The organism is Shewanella sp. 0m-8 (assembly GCF_052977265.1).
Genome location: NZ_JBRIMB010000030.1, coordinates 33,405 through 52,917, shown reverse-complemented (window position 1 = coordinate 52,917; position 19,513 = coordinate 33,405). Strand labels below are relative to the sequence as shown.

Genomic DNA, 19,513 nt, shown 5'->3' with positions numbered 1-19,513 from the left:
TCCCCAGAACAGTAAAACCAAGGCCTCAACGGTATGCCAAAAATAAAAATGCCGTTCACCTTAAGTGAACGGCATTACTCTATTTAGAGGCCTTTTCTTTGTTCACTATTCATCGTTTAAGATGAGTGCTAACTCATCATTAAAGACGAATGCCAGCTTTAGCTAAATCTTTTGCGATAACGCTGCGTGGTAGTGCAACATAACCGTCTTTTTCAACAATTTGTTGACCTTGCATCGATAGTACGTAGCGGATGAATTCGCGATCCATTGGCGATAGATCTTTGTTTGGATGCTTGTTCACATATACGTATAGGTAGCGAGACAGTGGATACTTGCCCGTTGCCGCATTGTCTGCAGTAGCTGGGATATAGTTTGTGCCTTTTTTAGAAATCGCAACCGCTTTAACGCCAGCAGTCTTATACCCAATACCCGAGTAACCAATCGCATTAAGTGATTGAGAGACAGACTGCACGACTGAAGCTGAACCTGGCTGCTCGTTTACGTTCGCTTTAAAGTCACCTTTACATAGCGCTTTCTTTTTGAAGTAACCGTAGGTACCAGATACTGAGTTACGACCGTAAAGCTGTATATCTCTCGCCGTCCAGCCGCCATCAAGACCCACTTCACCCCAACGAGTAATATCACCGCCGCCACATTTATCAGTAGAAGAGAAAATACCATCGATCTGCTCAATGCTCAGGCCTTCGATTGGGTTATCTTTATGCACAAATACCGCTAAGGCATCAATTGCTACACGAATAGCCGTTGGCTGGTAACCATAATGCTTTTCAAATGCTTCAACCTCGTTTGGCTTCATCTTACGGCTCATTGGGCCGAACTGAGAAGTACCTTCCGTTAATGCTGGTGGCGCAGTAGAAGAACCTGCAGCTTGAATTTGAATATTAACGTTTGGATAAAGCTGCTTAAAGTCTTCAGCCCAAAGCGTCATCATGTTCGCTAATGTATCTGAGCCAACAGAAGATAAATTACCTGACACGCCGCTCGTCTTTTCGTAAGTTGGTAAAGACTGGTCGATTTCAGCCATTGATGCTGCAGAAAATACAGTCGCTGCAGTAAAACTTACCGCGCCAACAAGTTGTTTCAGTTTCATTCTTTGCTCCAGTGTTGATATCTTAGTATTTTAAAACGCTGTCAGTATTGACTCCATTGATGACAAGTCTATTACTACTAAGTGACACTTCGATGACAAGCCAAACAAATTTAGACCTATTGATAAAAAAAACAGGCATAAGCCTGTTTTTATATGACATTTATTTTAAAAGCAGCCGCATTATTCGTGATCTGGCACCGTATACTCAATTAAGTTTTGCGGGATCACAAAACTAAAGGTACTGCCCTTACCCAACTGACTGGCAATATTGAGTTCACTTTGGTGATGATGCAGCGCATGCTTGGTGATCGCCAGCCCCAGACCTGTACCACCGCACTGGCTTGAGCGCGCACTATCGACTCGATAAAAACGCTCGGTTAACCGACCAATATGCTGCGGTGCAATCCCCTCGCCATTATCTTTAACACTAAACAAACCACCAATGGCAATCTTGCGCCAGCTTATCTCAATTTTACCACCAGGTTCAGTATAGCGAATCGCATTAGAAATCAGATTCGAGCACACACTCCTGAGCTGTAATTCATTGCCATATACATCAAGCCCAGGCTCACAATAAAAACTAATGTCATACTGCTCTTGCGCCAAGGCTAAGGCTTCATCACGCAAGATATCTATCATCTGCGACATACTAACCTTAACCTCTAAATTCACATCGCTGGCATCTTCAATTCTTGATAATGCCAGCAGCTGCTCAACCATAGAGCGCATTCGCGTTGTTTGCTGCTGCATCAGCTCCATCGCCCTGACATTCGGCGAATCTGGTTCAGCCATAGACTGCATCATTTCCAAGTAGCCTTGCAGCACTGTTAATGGCGTTTTTAGCTCATGAGATACATTGGCGACAAACTCTTTACGCATCCCCTCGAGCTGACGAACTCGGGAAATGTCACGGGCAATCAATAACAGTTGACCTGCACCATAGCCCATAATCCGGATTTCAAGAATATGCCCTTCAGACTGAGGTGACGCTAACTCTAACGGATCTTGGTATTCATTATTTTTAAGATAAGCGGAAAAATCCGGATGACGAATAAGATTATCGATCCGCTGCCCATTATCTTGTGGCCATACAAAACCTAACAGCAATTGCGCCAGTTTATTACACCACAAAATATTATGTTCAGAGTCTAATACAACTGCTGCGTCAGGTAGTGCTTCGGCACCTTGCCTGAAACGTCCAAGTAAAAACGCAAGCTGTGACACTCGTTTACGATTTTTTCCTTGTAAGCGATAGATACCATTAAATACCCCTTCCCAACTGCCACTGCCATTTGGGGGGGTAAGACGGCGATCATGCCATAGCCAAAAATTTAAACGAGATAATTGGCGATAATGCCAAATTAACAGAGAAATCGATCCGAATAACAAAATCCAAATCACTTCACCGAGAAGCAAACCGACCAACAAACACAAAGCCAGATAAATCACCAATCGGGAAACTAAACGGTACCCAGAATATGAATCAAACATGTGTTACCAATATAACGACCATATGGGAGGACTCGGCACAAGATAGCGTAAAATCAACCTTGTGCCTATGGGGTATAATACCAATCACATATTTAGTACGATTGATATAAAACTAAAGTCTGGTAGAGAAACGATAACCAGCACCGCGAACGGTCTGAATAAGGCGATCGTGACCTGATTGAGTTACCGCTTTTCTTAAGCGTCTAATATGTACGTCAACAGTTCTATCTTCAACATACACGTTAGTCCCCCAAACATTATCGAGTAGTTGCTCACGGCTATACACGCGTTCTTGGTGGGTCATAAAGAAATGCAATAATCTAAATTCTGTGGGTCCCATATCAAGCACGTCTTCACCGACAGTGACGCGGTGACTAACAGGATCCAATTGCAGGCCTTGAACATCGATAGGATCTTCTAGGCAAGTAGGCGCACTACGGCGCATTACAGCTTTAATCCGTGCCACTAGCTCTTTAGGTGAAAAAGGTTTAGTAATAAAGTCGTCGGCGCCGACTTCCAGGCCACGTACCTTATCTTCCTCTTCGCCACGCGCAGTCAACATGATAATAGGAATATGACGAGTGAATTCGTCTTGGCGTAAGCGCTTCGCTAACTGAATACCGCTACCACCAGGGAACATCCAATCGAGCAATACGAGATCCGGGTAAGGCTCAGTTAACATATCGAGTGCAGAGTCATAATCCTCAGCAGCGACAGTGGTATAACCATGCTGTTCCAAAACAAAAGTTAACATCTCACGGATGGCTAACTCATCTTCAACTATCAAAATCCTTGCAGTCATAATCGATCTTCTATCAGTGAATTTCTACGATGCTATTATTGGTCACTTTTGTGACATTAATATTAAACACCGAGATATTTTGCCATATTAAACGATATTTTTGTCATAAATATTACTTTCCGCTTATACCAAGTTTCCATTAGCTAGCAGTGTATTTATTTATGTACAGATGCCGCTAGTCTATAGCCGAAAGCAAACATAAAATATGCCATTAAACAGCATACTTAAGCCCAGATCAAAAAAGGGGCCTAAGCCCCTTTTAATAAAGTTTCAGCTTAGAACTTGTGTTCTAGACCAATACCTACGTAGTTGTCGTCGTTTGAAACCTTCTCATATGAGCGACTGGTGTAGAACGCGAATAACTTAGTTGGCTTACCTAACTTATAATCGCCACCAACTGACCAAGAATCACCCTTATCTTCCATGTCTTGATACTGCGCTTTTAATACAATCGCTTCAATTTGGTAAGCTGCACTTAACAGGTAACCTGATTTGCTTTTTGCACCAACGGTTGCCGTGCCGTCAATTTCATACGTCTCTTCTTGCTGCTGGTACATACCACCTAGCTTAAGCCCAGCAATTTTACCTTGAACCGTTGCACGTACAACTTCATAACCTTTTACGTCTGCATCATAGGCAACAGAAGCAAAGATTGGTGAGTTCTTCAGCTTGGCATCACCGTACATAGCCGCAACACTGTATCCATCTTGTCCGTATTGCGAGCCTGCACCGTCAGCAGCATATGTCACACCGACTTTGAAACCACTAAATGAAGGCGTTACATAAGTTGCTGTTTGTTCAATACGGTTTTCACCTTTAAACAAGTTTTTCAAGTCTCCAGATAGGTCATTGAACTGGTCAACTTTACCTTGTGAAATCTTAAGCATGGTATCGTTACGACCTACAGAGAATGCACCGAAATTACCTTTAAGACCAACAAACTGGTTACGCGCTTCAAAGTTATTTTTACTTGAGTCACCCGTATCAACTTCATATTCAATCGTGTAAAACGCTTCAAGAGAGTTGCTTAGTTCAAAAGCACCTTTAACACCAAAACGAGAAGCATTAGATTGAATCGTCGTTGTTGATTCATCATTTACATCGTTTGACTGTGCAGTCACATTTAGCTTGCCGTAAACCGTAAGAGGGTCCGCAGCATAAGCAGAAGAAAGTGTTGCAGTAGCAAGAGCTGAAGCCAGTAGAGTTTTACAGAAAACGTTCATCATTTAATCCTTTTGACGTTATTCGTCTTAGTTATTGGTTCGGACGAGCGCCATAATGAAGATGATTTGTTGCATTTTTATTTCAGCAAAGAGTGAATAAAGACATATTTATTAAATCTTGAGCGACTGAGATCCGCTAACCCAGAGCTAGCGTGCCTTTTAGCCAAAGTGTAAGAAATGTGACACTTTAATGAAATGTCGCATAATGAGGATCCAAGATGGCAATGAGGCGGTTTACCCGAACCGGACAATGCCTTACACTGCGGCTTTAATTTTGATTGAGCACTTATCTATGTGGTTTAAAAATCTAACTGTATACCGCTTTAACAAGCCTTTCTCTGTTGACCCTGATTCACTAGAAAAATCACTGGAAGACTTCACTTTCTCTCCTTGCTCAAGCCAAGACATCAGTAAATTTGGATTCTCTAAGGCCATGGGCAAGCATGGCGAAACTTTGATCCACACCGCTGGCGACAGACACCTAATCTGCGCGACTAAAGAAGAAAAGATTTTACCGTCTCAAGTAATCAAAGAAGCACTTGAAGAAAAAGTCAGTCAAATTGAGGCTGAAGAAAACCGTAAACTCGCTAAGAAAGAAAAAGACGCACTTAAAGATGAGATCACCACGACCTTATTACCACGTGCTTTTTCTCGTCGTAGCCAAATTCGTGCATTGATTTTACCTGAAATTCAAATGGTGCTCGTTGACAGCTCTAGTGCAGCTAAGTCTGAAGAACTAATGGCTTTATTGCGTAAAGCAATTGGCACGCTACCTATTATTCCAATCAGCTTTAAGACGCCAATTGAAACTCAGCTAACTGAATGGCTAAAAGAAGGCAAAACACCACCCGCCTTTGAAATGCAAGATGAAGCTGAGCTTAAGAGCGATTCTGACGAAGGCGGTATCGTTCGCTTTAAGCAGCAAGACTTAAGCGAAAACGAAGTACTGGCACATATTGAAGTCGGTAAGCAAGTGCATAAGTTAGCACTGCATTTTGGTCAATCAATTGCGTTTGTATTGCAGTCCGATGCCGCGATTAAGCGCCTTAAGTTCTCTGAAGAGTTTAGAGCTGATAACGACGACCTAGGCAACGACGATCCGATGGCAAGACTTGATGCTGACTTTGCATTAATGAGCAGCGAGCTTATCGCGCTTATCAATGCGGTTGTTGAGGCGCTTGGTGGCCTAGAAGACAGTATCTAATAACGCTTGCTATTACCCAATAAAAAGGCGCCAAATGGCGCCTTTTTCGTTGAGACTATTTAATCTGTTTTATGACGACTCGGTCAGTTTTAGTCCGATTTAGTCGCTTTTAGCTGGCCATCTGCATCGAAGGGCCAATCAACACCTAACCACGCCTTAAAGAAGGCTTTTTGTGATCGGCTTGGCTTATCAACACTGGTAATGACCAGCTTGCCACTTTGCTTGTCACCCAGTTTAAGCTCGACATCTTTTAGTCTGTCATTACTAAATAGCGTCACTTTTATCGTGTCACCCGCACTGAAGTCTTTAATGCGCGACTCAAAACCCGCCGCGGTAACCTTAAGGCCGTTAACCGCAACGACCTCGTCGCCAAGCACGATGCCGGCATTCCATGCTGGGCCATTGCGGAGCACTTGTGATAACACCAAGGAATTTGACGCTAACGTAACGCCAGTAAAAGGCTCTACTTTGGCATCTTTACCATAGCTAGTTTTCAATCCCGCTAGACCCAGTAAGCGATCAAAGTCTAAGCTTACTGGCGAGTTAACATACTCCTGCCACCAGCTTTCATAACTGGTTCCTGCAACGCTATTTAAAATCTGCTTCACATCACTAATGGTGTAACCCACAGGAAGACGATACTCATTGTAGAGTTTACGGTGCACATCGCGATATGAACGTTTAAGTTTGGTTTCTTCAAGTAAAGAAAAATCTAACGCTAATGACGTTAAGTAGCCTTCTGAGTAGATGTTCGTGCTGTGATTAACCGCGTAATCTCCACCACTACTTGCCCACTGATTAGCACTCGCTTCGGCAATTGATTGCACTTCTCTGCCCGGAGTCTGCTCACTTTGCGCCACTCGCTTTGCTAAGTCTTCGAGAAACTCTTTTGGCGTCATCACCCCTGCGCGCAGTAATAATTGACTTTGGAAGTAACTCGTAGAGCCTTCTGCAATCCACAATAGTTCAGTGATCCCTTCATCTTGATAGTTGTATGGCACCAATCCATCAGGACGATACGCTTTGACGTTCCAGGTATGAATAAACTCATGTGAGGCCGTTTTGATAAAGCCTAAGTAGTCTTTACGCTCTCGATAGCTAAAACGTGGACGCTGAATAATGGTCGAATTTAAATGCTCTGTTGCCCCGCGAGCGCCACTGGTAGCGTGTACCATATAGACATAGCGTTCAAACGGATAATCATCCCAAATGACCTCTGCCTGACCGCTAAGCTTGCTCAAGTCTGTGACCATTTGGTCAATGTTATAATTGCCCTCTCCCCAAACCACTAATTCATAATCCCGACCATCTGCACTAAACTCTCGATGCTCACTGATCCCCGTCTCTATTGGCGAATCAACTAAGATATCGTAATTATTAGCAGTGAAGGTATGCGCGTTATTGCCGCTATCCATCCCCGAGTAACTATTCCAATCACTAGGTACATTAAGCGAGACCGTTAGAGGCTCATGCTTAAATTCAGGGCTATAAACAAAGGTACCGCTGGCATCTAAAAAAGCATGGCTTGCATCGATATGGTTGACTCGTTGCCCCAATTTGTTGGCATAAAGCTGATAATTGACCGTTACACTCGTGGGTTCACTTAAGGCTATTGTCCACTCACCGCTTGCGGTTCTCGTCCAAGGTAGCACTGAGCCCGTATCATCGGTTGCAGTAAAAGTTCTCACTGCATCGGCCAATGGCAATACTTGATATTTACCCGTGCGCCATACAGGCAGGTTAACCACTAAAGCCTTTGACTGAGTTTCAGGAAAGACGACGGTTACTTTTGCTAAGTGATGTTCGGGGCTCGTTAAGTCGATCTGGTAGTTTACGTCGGCAATGGCATGAGTACAGGCTAAAGCACCAAAAGTTAAGATTAAGGGAACTACAGGTTTCACTCTCGCGTCCTTCTGTTATTATTGTTTTCATTGAGTCGGCAAAATATAACATAAGACTTAATTAGGCCAAAGAATAACAAAAATCAGGCGCTTAATTTAACGATTAAGTACAAGGACTGGCATGTTAATGCGTATTTTCATCACCCTATTATCGTTCACACTTTCATCATTTTGTGCCAGCCATGTTTATGCTGCGCCAAGAGATGAACTTTTAACGGAAGTGCAGTTAAGGGAAGCACCTAAAGTACTTGAGCAATCCTTAGCAAAAACGCTACCGGCATTACCCAATTTCACTTCTGCACAAGCGTTTAGCCTATTTAGTCAACAGATGCGCCTCTCAAGCGAAGAATTAAAGCGCGACATTCAGCTATCGGCTCGCTTAAAGATGGCGCTTTATAACAAAGATAAAAACCGTTATATCGCAGCGAAACGGCTCATAGAGCAACTTAAACATATCAGCAACAGCCCATTTGATAAAAGCTACTTGCTCATGCTCAAAGGGCGTTATGCTGGAAGAAGCCAACAAGACTACGCCAGCGCTATCGAGCATTATCAACAAGCGGTGCCCTTGATAGAGCATTCAAACAACCTGGCCGAGCAAGTACTGCTATATACCTTGCAAGAAGATCTCAGTGTTATGCACATGATATTGCGTAAAGAGGCGATTGCACTGCAGCACTTAAGAAAGCTCTCAGCTACTGCAAAGCTGCTCAATAATAATTACCTCATCGCCCAAACTGAATCGATATTAGGTAAGTATTTTTATAAACAAAATCAATTAGGCAAGTCGCTTTCTCATTACACTGAAGCGGTAAAGTATACCCGTGGCGGAGAGCACTCTTCTCTTAACGCCCATATTGAACTTCAACTTGCGAGGGTTTATCGCGATCTAGAATCTTGGGATGAGGCACTCACATCGGCCCACAACGCCGCCGAATCTTTTAGCAAGCTAGGTAACGAAAACTATGTTTCATCATCAATGACGGTCATCGCGATGATTTATGCCCGCCAAGGGCAGTGGTACAAAGCGATTGATTACCACTTAAATGCACAACAGATTGAATCTAAACTCGGCAATTATATTGGTCTAGGCCTCAACTTACATAACCTAGGTGAGGCCTACTTTAAGATAGGCGACTTAAAAAGCTCACTGACTAACCTTGAGCGAGCCAATAAGATTTTCACTTCCAAAAAGAGTGATCACTATTTAGTTTATAACAACCTCTTGATTGCAGAAGTGACAGCAAGCACTGGTGAGTGGCAAAAGTCTCTTAATTACGCAAAAAAAACGGCTCAAATCGCCAAGGCGAAACAGCTTAATAACGAGTTAAAGCAAGCATTAACCAGACAAATTGATGCACTAGAAAAGCTTGGCCACTATGAAGATGCCTATAACAACGTTTTAATACTTAACCAACTCGATAGCAAATCTGAGCTGCAATCGAGTGAATTTGATCTGCAACAGTCGCAAATCATTGAGCAAAAACTTAAGCTCAATTTAAGTCAGAGCCAAAATGCGTTACAGTCAAAAAGTGATCAGCTCTATGCCGCTCGCTTAGTTAGCCTATTCTGCATCTTTGCCCTTTGCCTAATGCTGTTGTTATTAATCAAGCAATGGCGACTTAAAAGCAAGTTCAGTGTGGTCAACGCTAACCTGGCTCAAGCTCAGCGACTCGAACCATTTACAAAGCTTCCAGGCTATTTAGCTTTTAAGCTAGATTATGCCGCGCAGCACAATAAGCCCATAAAAACACTGGCTCTGATTTCACTTTCTGATCAACTAAACTCTGATTTGATTCAAGGTTATCAGTGTAATACTGATATGAATAAACAGCAGTTACTCGCTATTACAACTAGCCTAAAGTGCCAGTCTTACATTATCCGGCCAGGATTATTTTTAATCAGTTTTGATTCAACCATAGAACCCAATAGCCTACTGACAACACTTAGAAGCGTTATTAATGACAATTTTGGTGAGACCAGTCTTCATATGGGGATATTGCACCTACCGCTTCTAGGTGATTTAGCTATCAAACTGACCGCTGGACAACACTTTGGCAGCCTACAGATGATGTTATCTGCCGCCAAAACATTAGGCAGTGAGAAAGACTATTTTGTCACAATGAAAGCACTCAATTTTGCTTCAGCTGGAATATTTAACAAGCCACTTTACCTTAATATCGAAAAAAGCATTGTTCGTGGCATAATTAAAGTTGAAACCAATGGTAATAAAGAAGAGATCATTTGGCCAAGATGGAAGAGTCATCAAAATATCGATATCAATGATGACAAAGTAGCCATATAAGCATTTAAAGTTCGGCATTGGCCGATGTTAATTTCTCTTTTTAAAGACTACTGGTAAGATAAGTGCTTAAATTTAAGATTCATTTTTAGCTTGCGTAATTTATAGGAACCAAAATAAGCATGAAGGATGCCGCCATAAGTACGTCTCAATTAAGTCTGTTACAGCAGAAGCTCTTTGCTGCTAGACAGGCGTTAGATGAGATGAGCGAAGAGCAAAATGAAAAGCTGAACATCCTCATACAATTTATTGTTCAATTAAGCCTTGCCTGTAAAGGTCAAAATTTAGAGCTTGATAACAAACTTGCCAAGTTGCGCCACAAGTTAACCAAATTTAGTCAATTCGAAGACTCAATTTCAGATCTCAATGAAGCAGACTCCATCCTTAAACAGCAATATGCCCGAGTGATGCTGCAGCTCGAAGACAGTCGCCAATCATTAGCCACTATGGTGAGCCAAATTCAGCGAGTTGAATCTCTACCGAGTAAATTAAAGCTAGAGATTTCTTACTTCAAAAAAGATCTGCTTAAGCCATTCCATACCTATTGGGATTACATTCCAAAAGTAGAAAAAGTGGTTAACTTTTATGATGAAATCTTAAAAGAAAAACTAAGTTTTGGGGATCAGTTTGAAATTTTGCCTCGTCATAGGCAAGCAGCTCATGAGCTTGCACAACTGCTGTCAGAAATTGAATTTAGAAAAGAGCAGCGAGAGCAAGTCTCTCAAATTAAGCGCTCATTAACTGAAGAGTTTGAACTCGATACCTTACTTGATGCTTACCAAGTTGTACTTGGTCTTCTACTCGATAATATTGCGAGAGAAAAAACCGCCTCGCAAGAGTTTCTATACATACTCAATAATGCACTGAGCAATGTTCAAGAGGTGGTCACTGATTCATATAGTCACTCGGTAAAGAGTTTTCAAGTCACAAAGCAGCTTAATCGCGATATCAACTTTCAAGTCGATAATGTGGGAGAGGCGGTAATTGAAGTTGATAATATTGATGAACTGAAAAATCAGGTAACCCTTCACCTGTCTTCTTTACGCAAGTCTCTGTCTCGTAAAGAACAGCTTGAAAATAGAGAACAAGCCCAGCTAAAGCAGTCAGTTGAAGCATTGCGTCAAGAGCTCAAACTGCTTGGGAAAGAAACTGAATCATATAAAGAGCGCTTATTCGAGCAGCAAAAACTAAACCTGTTAGACTCATTAACCCAACTGCCGAATCGCAGTGCGTTAGAAGAACGTATGGATATTGAGTATCGCAACTATAAGCGCACTAAACAGCCATTATGGGTTGCTGTTGCCGATATTGATCATTTCAAAACCATCAACGATAGCTTTGGTCACAGCACTGGTGATAAAACATTGCAAGTTATTGCTATGGCACTAAAAAATGCTCTAAGAGAATCTGAATTTGTCGCTCGATATGGTGGCGAAGAGTTTGTGCTTTTACTGCCCGACATTGCCGAAAGTGATATTCAACCTTTACTTAATCGAGTGAGAGAAAAAGTAAAAAGTATTCCATTTAAGTTTAAAAATCAGAGAATTACGGTTACAGTATCTATAGGCGCTGCACAAATTATTGAAAATGAGCTCATAACAGAAACATTCGATCGAGCTGACGCAGCGCTATATAAAGCCAAAAACGAAAGCAGAGATAGAGTCATTATCGACTTCTAAGCACATCCCCTTGTGATAACGCCCGTTATCACATTTGCCTTGGTGGGACAGCTTGCCTATCACTGCTCAAGGAGTTGCTATGATTGTAAAAATTAGTCCTCGTGGAAGCCTAGATCAACTGTCACAACTGGAAGTTGATCGATTAAAACAAAACGCAAAGAGTGAACTTTATCAGCTTTACCGTAGCTGTTCACTCGCCGTTCTCGCATCAGGCCTACAAAGTGATAATGCCGAAGGCCTCTTCACCCAATTTAGTGATTTTAATATCAGTGTCCTACGCCGTGAGCGCGGCATTAAGATTGAACTGATCAATCCGCCAGAAGAAGCCTTTGTTGACGGTGAAATTATTGCGGGGATCCAAGAACACCTGTTTTCGGTACTCAGAGATATCGTGTATATCAATGACAAATACGAGAACCTCAAGCACATCAATCTCACCAATGCTAATCACATCACTAACGTGGTCTTTGATATCCTACGTAATGCCCGCTCAATGCCGATGTTGGATCCCAATGTCGTTGTCTGTTGGGGTGGTCACAGTATCAACCCTATTGAATTCCAATATACTCGTGAAGTGGGTTATGAATTAGGTCTACGTAAACTCGATATTTGTACCGGTTGTGGTCCTGGCGCAATGGAAGGACCTATGAAAGGTGCGGCGATTGGCCACGCTAAGCAACGAATTAATCACGCCCGCTATATTGGTCTAACAGAGCCGAGTATTATTGCTGCAGAGCCACCGAATCAGATTGTAAATGAGTTGGTGATCTTGCCCGATATTGAAAAGCGTCTAGAGGCGTTTGTTCGCTTAGGTCACGGAATTATTATTTTCCCAGGCGGTGCCGGTACAGCCGAAGAGTTACTCTACCTGTTAGGTATTTTGCTTAATAAAGATAATCAAGATATTCCCTTTCCATTAGTCCTCACAGGGCCTAAAGAAAGTGAAGAGTATTTTCTACGTATCGATGAGTTTATTGGCGCGACCTTAGGTGCAGAAGCTCAAAGTAAGTACCAGATTGTGATTGATGATCCAATAAAAGTGGCTCGCATTCAAAAACAGGCAATGGAAGAGATTAAAACCTTCCGCAGAGAAAATGGTGACTCATATCAATATCAGTGGTCGTTAAAAATAGAACCTGAATTCCAGCTACCATTTGAGCCGACTCATGAGGTAATGAGTAACCTAGATCTACACTTTCAAGCCAATAAAGCCGAGCTCGCTGCAAACCTTAGAAAAGCATTCTCAGGTATCGTAGCTGGTAATGTTAAAATGGACACCATTAAAGCTATCGAAGCCAATGGGCCCTTTGAGCTTAAAGGAGATCCCAAGCTTATGGCACTAATGGATGACCTATTGAGCGCTTTTGTATCACAGCAGCGGATGAAACTACCAGGAAGCGCTTACGTTCCCTGCTACAAAGTCATTAAATAACCACTTAACTAAGAAAATTAGAAATAAAGCGAATAGATGAATAAATTTCTTATTATAGATGGCATGAACTTAGTGCGGCGCATTCACGCCGCACAGCCAAATGAATCCGATATCACAGGGCTTAAAGAACGAGTCAATGGTGCATGTCGTAAACTACTTAAGTTCCATCAGCCCAGTCATGCCGCTATCGTTTGGGATGGTGATGCCATTTCATGGCGTAAAGCCCTATATGAAGACTATAAGAAAGGCCGTAAACCTATGCCAGAAGCGCTGGCTAATGGTCTTAACGATCTCAAAGCCTATCTTGCAGAGCATCAACTTAACTCTATCAATGCAGACTCTGAAGCTGATGATGTCATCGCAACCTTGGCGACTAAACTGAGTAGCATGAATGGCGAAGCAATTATCGTCTCGACCGACAAAGGTTTTAGTCAGTTAAGCCACCCTAGTATCAAGCGCTGGGATCATTTTAATCAAGACTATTTAACTATCGAAGAGATGGAGAAAAAGTTGGGGGTTGAACGTGCTCAGTTTATCGATTATTTAGCGCTTGCGGGTGATAGCGGCAATAAAATTCCTGGCGTTCCGGGCATTGGCCCTAAGTCAGCCGTTGAGTTACTCAAAATTTTTAGATCCTTAGCTAATATTTACAGCTCCATCGATAAAGTGGGGTCTAAACAAGCCAAAAAACTTGAACAAGGCAAACAGATGGCGCGCCTAAGCTATAAATTGGTTCAACTGCAAACTGAACTACCTTTGAATGTCAATTTAAAGCAGTTTAGAATTGAACCATAAAACCAATCAGTATAAACAGTAGCCCACACTTACAATTGTTAACACAAAGTTGCTCACACAGCATTTACCTAGCGGCATTCAAGTAGTACCTTAACGCTACAGAAAGAATTATGTGAAGGAAGCACTACTAGGATGAAATCTAAACTCCCAGTCATTGTCATCAGTATCTTTGTGGCTTATGTCGCCTTTGTCGCCGTGATTATGGTTTCGTATGATCCCAGTCCAGATGAAATGGATTGGGAAGATAGGCAAGCCTACAATAAAGCGCTGATGAATGAAGTGATTATTGGCCAAACTATCGAAGAAATTAAAACCTTGTTCGGAAAAGCTGATTTTACTGAAGCCAAAATATCTGACGAGCAGAGCTTACAAGTACTCTTTTACCGTACTCATCATAAGACCTCAGATGGTGAAACATCCAAAGAGGAGTGCACTCCTTTACTCTTCAAACAGGGTAAGCTTATAGCCTGGGGAGAAGATACCTATAATCAGTATTTGGCAAGCCCGATAGACAGTTAAGCGCTACAAAACTAAAAAGCAGCGAAAGTTATCGCTGCTTTTTAATGCTCAACTTATACAATAATAAAAGCTGATAATTACTGGCTCTCTTTCTCCAGCTGTTGATTCGCCTTTTTTTCCACTTCCTCTCGTTGCTTAAGCTGTTGCAATAATCGTTGTTGTTCTGATTGCTTAATCTTGCTTGATTGCTTTTTAGCTTCCCATTCCGGCTCGCCTTCTAATGGTGCTTTGGCACTCACCGATAACGGTAAAGCCAATACCAATACACTCATTAAGCACATACTTTGTAGCTTGTTCATTTACGATCCTTGTTGATGAGTTTTGCTTAGGTTGCCACTAGATTATTACCAGATGATGATTACCCTATGATGATTACCCTATGATGGTTACCCTATGATGATTACCTCAATAATGAGGTAACCATGACAATCTGATGACAAATAGCCAATAGCCAAATACAGTCTGACATTCATTGCCCAGCTGCTAACTCAGAGCTAATTACCAAACTATTTCCAAAACTATTTTCAAAACTATTTCCAAAACTATTTCCAAAACTAAGCCTGAACTAATCCCAAAACTAAGTCAGAAGTTAACCAGCCATTAGCATATTAAAACTTTAAAAGTATAGACACTTAACGCAAAGCTAATCTGTCACCAGCTAATGTTAGTCATGAAAACAGCTAATAGCGCAGGAGCTATTGCTCGGCTATTTGCATATGAAACCGTTACTTTTTATAGGCTATAAATATGCTAAAAAGATAGCCCAAGCGAAACAGGTTTTATTGAAACAAAAATGCCGAGGTCTACACCTCGGCATTTAACACGCTATCAATTCATTCTTTATCAGCAGATAGCTATCGGCTAGAGCTCTGTAAGCTAGAGAGCCATAAGCTAGCGATTAATCACACAGGCAATAACTCGCCAGACAAGCTACAACCCATTGGGTCAATCTGCCTTTTTATACTCAGTATAAGCCTCACCTTCACTCAACCATTTAGGTGCTGGAGCCCCTTTTAAGTAATGGTCGAAATATTCCATCATGCGAATACTGTAGTCGAGTTTATTGGGGTATTTTTTCAGGTGATGAGGCTCATCTTCATACTGCAAGAACACCACATCTTTACCCGCTCGGCGCATCGCTAAATACAGCTCAACCCCCTGCTCCCAGGGCACCGCATCATCTTTATCACCAAACATAATCATCATCGGTGTTTTAATGCGTTCAACATAAAATACCGGAGAGTTCTCTATATACTTTTGTGGTAACTTAAATAAACTTTCTCCAATACGACTTTGGCCTGTTTCATACTGAAACTGTCTTGCTAAGCCACTACCGTGGCGAATACCGCTATAAGCACTCGTCATATTCGACACTGGCGCACCTGTAACTGCAGCCTTAAAGATATTCGTTTTTGTCACCGCAAATGCTGTTTGATACCCCCCCCAAGAGTGACCTTGAATACCGACAGCCTTTGGATCGGCAATTCCGATATCAATCAAGTGCTGCACACCTGAGGTCAATGCTTGTACTGATGAGTCACCAGGGTAACCCACTTCGAAGCGAATATCCGGTAAGAATACTGCGTAGCCATTATCAGCAAACCAAGCAAAATTGGGACGATGATTAATCTTCATCTGCGGGAAAGCGTGTAATCTATCACTCATAAAGCGATAAAAATAAACCAACACCGGATAACGTTTTCCTTCAACGTAATTTGTCGGCTTAATCAATACACCATCAAGTGGTTTACCGTCACCATTAGTCCACTGTACGAGTTCTGATTGACTCCAATTAAAAGGTTCACGCTGCTTATCGAAGTTTGTTTGACGAGTCGCATCTTGCACGGAGTCATAACTGGCACTATAAAGATCGGGGAACAGATCATACTGCTCCTTTGAATACACAATCGTCTTAGCATCTTTACTGCGTGCGAGTAGCTTTAGCTTATAATCCCCCTTCATTAATGGCGAAACCCCCGCCACACCAACTTGAGCTTGATAAAAGCCATCGCCTTTAGTGATATCACTGTAACCCTGCAGCAGCACTTTTTCATCACTATTTAGCACACTTGGATAGTCTTTATCTTTCACCAGTCCAGTGACTCGATATTGAACACCTTGCTTACGGCCTTCACCAGCGGTTAACGTAAATGCCTCATGGGAGGCCGTATTAACCTGCCAAATATCAAATTTGTCATAGAGCAATAATCCACTGTCGCCGCTAATCCATGGTCCTAAGCCATAACTTGGAGCGTTTGATGGGTAGTCATGATCTTCATTCGCAAACGAAACCCCCAAGCTTTTAGTGATATTCGTACGTCTATCCTGCGCTATTTCATATAAAAAGACGTTGCCGTGTAAGTAATATGAGACAAACTTCTCTCCCGGTGACAATTCAGGTTCATCAGAGCTACTTTGCTGAGTTAATAGCGGGATCTTGCGGCCAGTATTGAGATCGACCAAGTAAAAGTCACGATAGAAACCTGCCCAGGTAATCATCTTGCGATACGGCAGATCTGAACTTGCGAGCGCAAAGCGTTGTTGTTGCTGCACCTCAACATCGGGAACGCTCAGGTCGCCAAGCTGCACAAGGTTGTTACCATTAACATGTAATACCGCTAAATAAGTGCGCTTCAACTCTTTTTTATACTGCTTCACTTCATGGGGTTTAATGCGAGGGTCGTCACCATGCCAGACCCTTAATTCGCGGTTAGCGGTAATCACATCTTTATCAAATAGATCCGCCTGGCTTTCAACTTTAGCAATGTCTAACTGCTGACTCACCTGTGGTACACGACCGAAAAACAAACGTTGGCTATCATCAGAGAATCGCAAATCCGCGTAACGATTCAAGGTCCATTCGGCAGCTTGAGGCGCCAAAGTCACCTTGTTATTTTCAAGGTTTAACAATGAGAGTTGATATTCTCGACCATAAGGGGCTGCATTAACGTCGCCATAGGTATAGCCTAAATACTTACCGTCGTTACTTAATGCAATTGAACCAAGTTGTTGCTGTTTTAAACTCTGTACAATCGATGCGGTATTGTCAGCAAGTTTAACCAGTCTTAGTTCATGCTTATTCGTTTCAATATTATTTATCGCTAAAGCGAAATGCATACCTGACTTATCAAAATTAAGTGCGGTAACATCTTTAAAACTTATTGATTTCAGATTGTTAAGTGATACCAACTCAACAAGTGAGCCTTTATCATAATCATCAACTTTTAGCTCTTTGTGACCGTTTTCAGGTTTATCAGCTGATTTGTCATCTTTTTTGCTTTCATCAGCTTCAAACCAAATCGCTAAATGGCTACCCGTCTCGTTGAATTCAAAGGATTTAACACCTTTGTAACGTATCTCTTTGCCCGTTGTGGTATCTAACAAAACTAATCCAGGCTTAAGTTTCTTTTTAGCTTTCTTGGTCGCTTGTTCTGAATCAAGTAAAGGCACCGCATCAACAAATGCTACAAATCGGCCGTCATGACTAATTTTTGGCTTGCTGCCACCTTGTACACTAAACTGTTTATTTGCAATTAAGCTGTTAACTAAACCGTAGCTATCGCCACGATCCGGTGCGACTTCAACCGCAAGTATATTGCCCACATCTGAAAGAATAGGCTTTTTAAGCGATTCGAATCGCATGATATCGTCGGGGGTGATGCTATTTGTGGCCGCCATCAAGTTTGCAGACAGCAAGCTTGTCGATAATAGCAATAATGACTTTATAGGTAGTGACTTCAAGGTCTTCCTCATTATTATTTTATTAGACTAAAGTAGACTTTTTAACCTTCTAACGAACAATCATCGTCATAAGCAGTTATTTATGCAAGTTACCCTACAGAAAAAAACGTGAGATTGCTCACTATTTACTGTGAAAGTTGTTTAAAAGTGTTTAAAATACGTCGAATAAAAAGAAAATAAATTAAAGTTACTTTCCGTGTCCTAAGACATGGTTACACAATTGCAGTAACGCCTAACCTTGGTAGGACTATCCATGACAAAAAGAACTATAACCGTAATCCCTGGTGATGGGATTGGCCCAAGCATTATCGATTCAGCACTAAAAATCCTTGATAAAGCAGGTTGTGATTTTGAGTATGAGTTTGCAGATGCGGGTTTGGTTGCATTAGAAAAGCACGGTGAATTATTACCTCAGCGTACCTTAGAACTTATCGAAAAGAACCGCATTACTCTCAAAGGCCCGCTAACTACACCGGTTGGAGAAGGCTTTACCTCTATTAACGTTAGCCTGCGTAAGCAATTTAGCCTTTATGCAAACGTACGCCCTGTTCTATCTTTCAAGGGGACTCAGGCTCGTTATGACAATATCGATATCATTACTGTTCGTGAAAATACTGAAGGTATGTACTCAGGATTAGGTCAAACCGTATCTGAGGACGGCGCCACTGCCGAAGCGACCAGTATTATTACTCGTCAAGGCGCAGAGCAGATCACCACATTTGCTTATGAGCTTGCACGTAAAGAAGGCCGTAAAAAGGTGACTATCGTTCATAAAGCGAACATCATGAAGTCAACGTCAGGTTTATTCTTGAAAGTCGCCCGTGAAGTTAGCTTGCGCTACCCTGACATCACGACTGAAGAGATGATTGTTGATGCAACCTGCATGAAGCTGGTCATGAACCCAGAAAACTTCGATGTCATTGTTACTACTAACCTATTTGGTGACATTTTATCGGATCTTTGTGCAGGTCTTGTTGGTGGTCTAGGTATGGCACCTGGTGCAAACATAGGTAGCGACGCCGCTATTTTTGAAGCTGTACACGGCAGTGCACCTGATATCGCAGGTAAGAACCTAGCCAACCCGACTTCTGTCGTCCTAGCGTCAATTCAGATGCTTGAGTACTTGGGCATGTCTGATAAAGCTGAGCTAATTCGCGCAGCAATCACTGCAGTCATCGAAGAAGGCGATCGTACCACTCGCGATCTTGGTGGTACTCACGGCACGACTGACTTCACTCAGGCTGTGATTGAACGTCTATCTTAATCTGCTTTAACCTGCAGTATTAAAAAGGCCCCATGTTTGCACATGGGGC

At 42.1% G+C, this 19,513-nt stretch carries 14 protein-coding genes; 7 read left to right on the top strand and 7 right to left on the bottom strand.

Annotation, left to right across the window (positions count from 1 at the left end; translation table 11 throughout):
- Positions 1-139: 139 nt before the first annotated feature.
- From ACVBIO_RS14275 to ACVBIO_RS14260, 4 genes are all read right to left on the bottom strand, one after another.
- Positions 140-1,111 (bottom strand): PstS family phosphate ABC transporter substrate-binding protein, encoded by a 972-nt coding sequence (locus ACVBIO_RS14275; protein ID WP_447160032.1) that lies wholly within the window; start codon positions 1,109-1,111, stop codon positions 140-142.
- Positions 1,112-1,291: 180 nt separating this feature from the next.
- A complete protein-coding gene (gene phoR, locus ACVBIO_RS14270; RefSeq protein ID WP_447172868.1) occupies positions 1,292-2,602 on the bottom strand; it encodes a phosphate regulon sensor histidine kinase PhoR in 1,311 nt (436 codons plus the stop codon).
- A gap of 112 nt (positions 2,603-2,714) precedes the next feature.
- Positions 2,715-3,404, bottom strand: a complete 690-nt coding sequence (gene phoB / locus ACVBIO_RS14265) for a phosphate regulon transcriptional regulator PhoB (protein WP_447160034.1) — start codon at positions 3,402-3,404, stop codon at positions 2,715-2,717.
- Between the two features lie 275 nt (positions 3,405-3,679).
- Positions 3,680-4,630 (bottom strand): porin, encoded by a 951-nt coding sequence (locus ACVBIO_RS14260; protein ID WP_447160035.1) that lies wholly within the window; start codon positions 4,628-4,630, stop codon positions 3,680-3,682.
- 289 nt (positions 4,631-4,919) lie between these two features.
- On the opposite strand from ACVBIO_RS14260, the gene rdgC reads away from it, so the two are divergent.
- The gene (rdgC, locus tag ACVBIO_RS14255; RefSeq protein WP_447160191.1) at positions 4,920-5,831 is read left to right on the top strand and encodes a recombination-associated protein RdgC; all 912 of its coding nucleotides are present in this window, start codon (positions 4,920-4,922) and stop codon (positions 5,829-5,831) included.
- Positions 5,832-5,920: 89 nt separating this feature from the next.
- Here rdgC and ACVBIO_RS14250 read toward each other — a convergent pair whose 3' ends face one another.
- Positions 5,921-7,732, bottom strand: a complete 1,812-nt coding sequence (locus ACVBIO_RS14250) for a M61 family metallopeptidase (RefSeq protein WP_447160036.1) — start codon at positions 7,730-7,732, stop codon at positions 5,921-5,923.
- Between the two features lie 127 nt (positions 7,733-7,859).
- Between ACVBIO_RS14250 and ACVBIO_RS14245 the strand changes: the two genes are divergently transcribed.
- The 5 genes from ACVBIO_RS14245 to ACVBIO_RS14225 all read left to right on the top strand — a co-directional run bounded on the left by ACVBIO_RS14245 (position 7,860) and on the right by ACVBIO_RS14225 (position 14,459).
- Positions 7,860-10,037, top strand: a complete 2,178-nt coding sequence (locus ACVBIO_RS14245) for a tetratricopeptide repeat protein (protein ID WP_447172867.1) — start codon at positions 7,860-7,862, stop codon at positions 10,035-10,037.
- Positions 10,038-10,156: 119 nt separating this feature from the next.
- Positions 10,157-11,713: a diguanylate cyclase domain-containing protein gene (locus tag ACVBIO_RS14240; protein WP_447160038.1), complete on the top strand. Its 1,557-nt coding sequence runs from the start codon at positions 10,157-10,159 to the stop codon at positions 11,711-11,713.
- A 79-nt stretch (positions 11,714-11,792) separates the two neighbouring features.
- Entirely contained in the window at positions 11,793-13,145 is a 1,353-nt protein-coding gene (gene ppnN, locus ACVBIO_RS14235; RefSeq protein ID WP_447172866.1) for a nucleotide 5'-monophosphate nucleosidase PpnN, read from the top strand.
- Between the two features lie 36 nt (positions 13,146-13,181).
- Entirely contained in the window at positions 13,182-13,940 is a 759-nt protein-coding gene (gene xni, locus ACVBIO_RS14230; RefSeq protein WP_447160040.1) for a flap endonuclease Xni, read from the top strand.
- 132 nt (positions 13,941-14,072) lie between these two features.
- Positions 14,073-14,459 carry a DUF3192 domain-containing protein gene (locus tag ACVBIO_RS14225; RefSeq protein WP_447163368.1) on the top strand — a complete coding sequence of 129 codons (387 nt, stop codon included), beginning with the start codon at positions 14,073-14,075 and terminating at the stop codon, positions 14,457-14,459.
- 77 nt (positions 14,460-14,536) lie between these two features.
- Here ACVBIO_RS14225 and ACVBIO_RS14220 read toward each other — a convergent pair whose 3' ends face one another.
- Positions 14,537-14,758, bottom strand: a complete 222-nt coding sequence (locus tag ACVBIO_RS14220) for a hypothetical protein (protein WP_447172865.1) — start codon at positions 14,756-14,758, stop codon at positions 14,537-14,539.
- A gap of 646 nt (positions 14,759-15,404) precedes the next feature.
- The gene (locus tag ACVBIO_RS14215; protein ID WP_447172864.1) at positions 15,405-18,200 is read right to left on the bottom strand and encodes a prolyl oligopeptidase family serine peptidase; all 2,796 of its coding nucleotides are present in this window, start codon (positions 18,198-18,200) and stop codon (positions 15,405-15,407) included.
- 253 nt (positions 18,201-18,453) lie between these two features.
- On the opposite strand from ACVBIO_RS14215, the gene ACVBIO_RS14210 reads away from it, so the two are divergent.
- The gene (locus ACVBIO_RS14210) at positions 18,454-19,464 is read left to right on the top strand and encodes an isocitrate dehydrogenase (RefSeq protein WP_447160044.1); all 1,011 of its coding nucleotides are present in this window, start codon (positions 18,454-18,456) and stop codon (positions 19,462-19,464) included.
- Positions 19,465-19,513: the final 49 nt, after the last annotated feature.

Excerpts from the sequence above, each read along its gene's own strand:
- phoB (WP_447160034.1), bottom strand. The coding sequence starts at position 3,404 with ATGACTGCAAGGATTTTGATAGTTGAAGATGAGTTAGCCATCCGTGAG.
- ACVBIO_RS14260 (WP_447160035.1), bottom strand. The coding sequence starts at position 4,630 with ATGATGAACGTTTTCTGTAAAACTCTACTGGCTTCAGCTCTTGCTACT.
- phoR (WP_447172868.1), bottom strand. The coding sequence starts at position 2,602 with ATGTTTGATTCATATTCTGGGTACCGTTTAGTTTCCCGATTGGTGATT.
- ACVBIO_RS14240 (WP_447160038.1), top strand. The coding sequence starts at position 10,157 with ATGAAGGATGCCGCCATAAGTACGTCTCAATTAAGTCTGTTACAGCAG.
- ACVBIO_RS14210 (WP_447160044.1), top strand. The coding sequence starts at position 18,454 with ATGACAAAAAGAACTATAACCGTAATCCCTGGTGATGGGATTGGCCCA.
- ACVBIO_RS14245 (WP_447172867.1), top strand. The coding sequence starts at position 7,860 with ATGCGTATTTTCATCACCCTATTATCGTTCACACTTTCATCATTTTGT.
- ACVBIO_RS14275 (WP_447160032.1), bottom strand. The coding sequence starts at position 1,111 with ATGAAACTGAAACAACTTGTTGGCGCGGTAAGTTTTACTGCAGCGACT.
- rdgC (WP_447160191.1), top strand. The coding sequence starts at position 4,920 with ATGTGGTTTAAAAATCTAACTGTATACCGCTTTAACAAGCCTTTCTCT.
- ACVBIO_RS14225 (WP_447163368.1), top strand. The coding sequence starts at position 14,073 with ATGAAATCTAAACTCCCAGTCATTGTCATCAGTATCTTTGTGGCTTAT.
- ACVBIO_RS14220 (WP_447172865.1), bottom strand. The coding sequence starts at position 14,758 with ATGAACAAGCTACAAAGTATGTGCTTAATGAGTGTATTGGTATTGGCT.
- ppnN (WP_447172866.1), top strand. The coding sequence starts at position 11,793 with ATGATTGTAAAAATTAGTCCTCGTGGAAGCCTAGATCAACTGTCACAA.
- xni (WP_447160040.1), top strand. The coding sequence starts at position 13,182 with ATGAATAAATTTCTTATTATAGATGGCATGAACTTAGTGCGGCGCATT.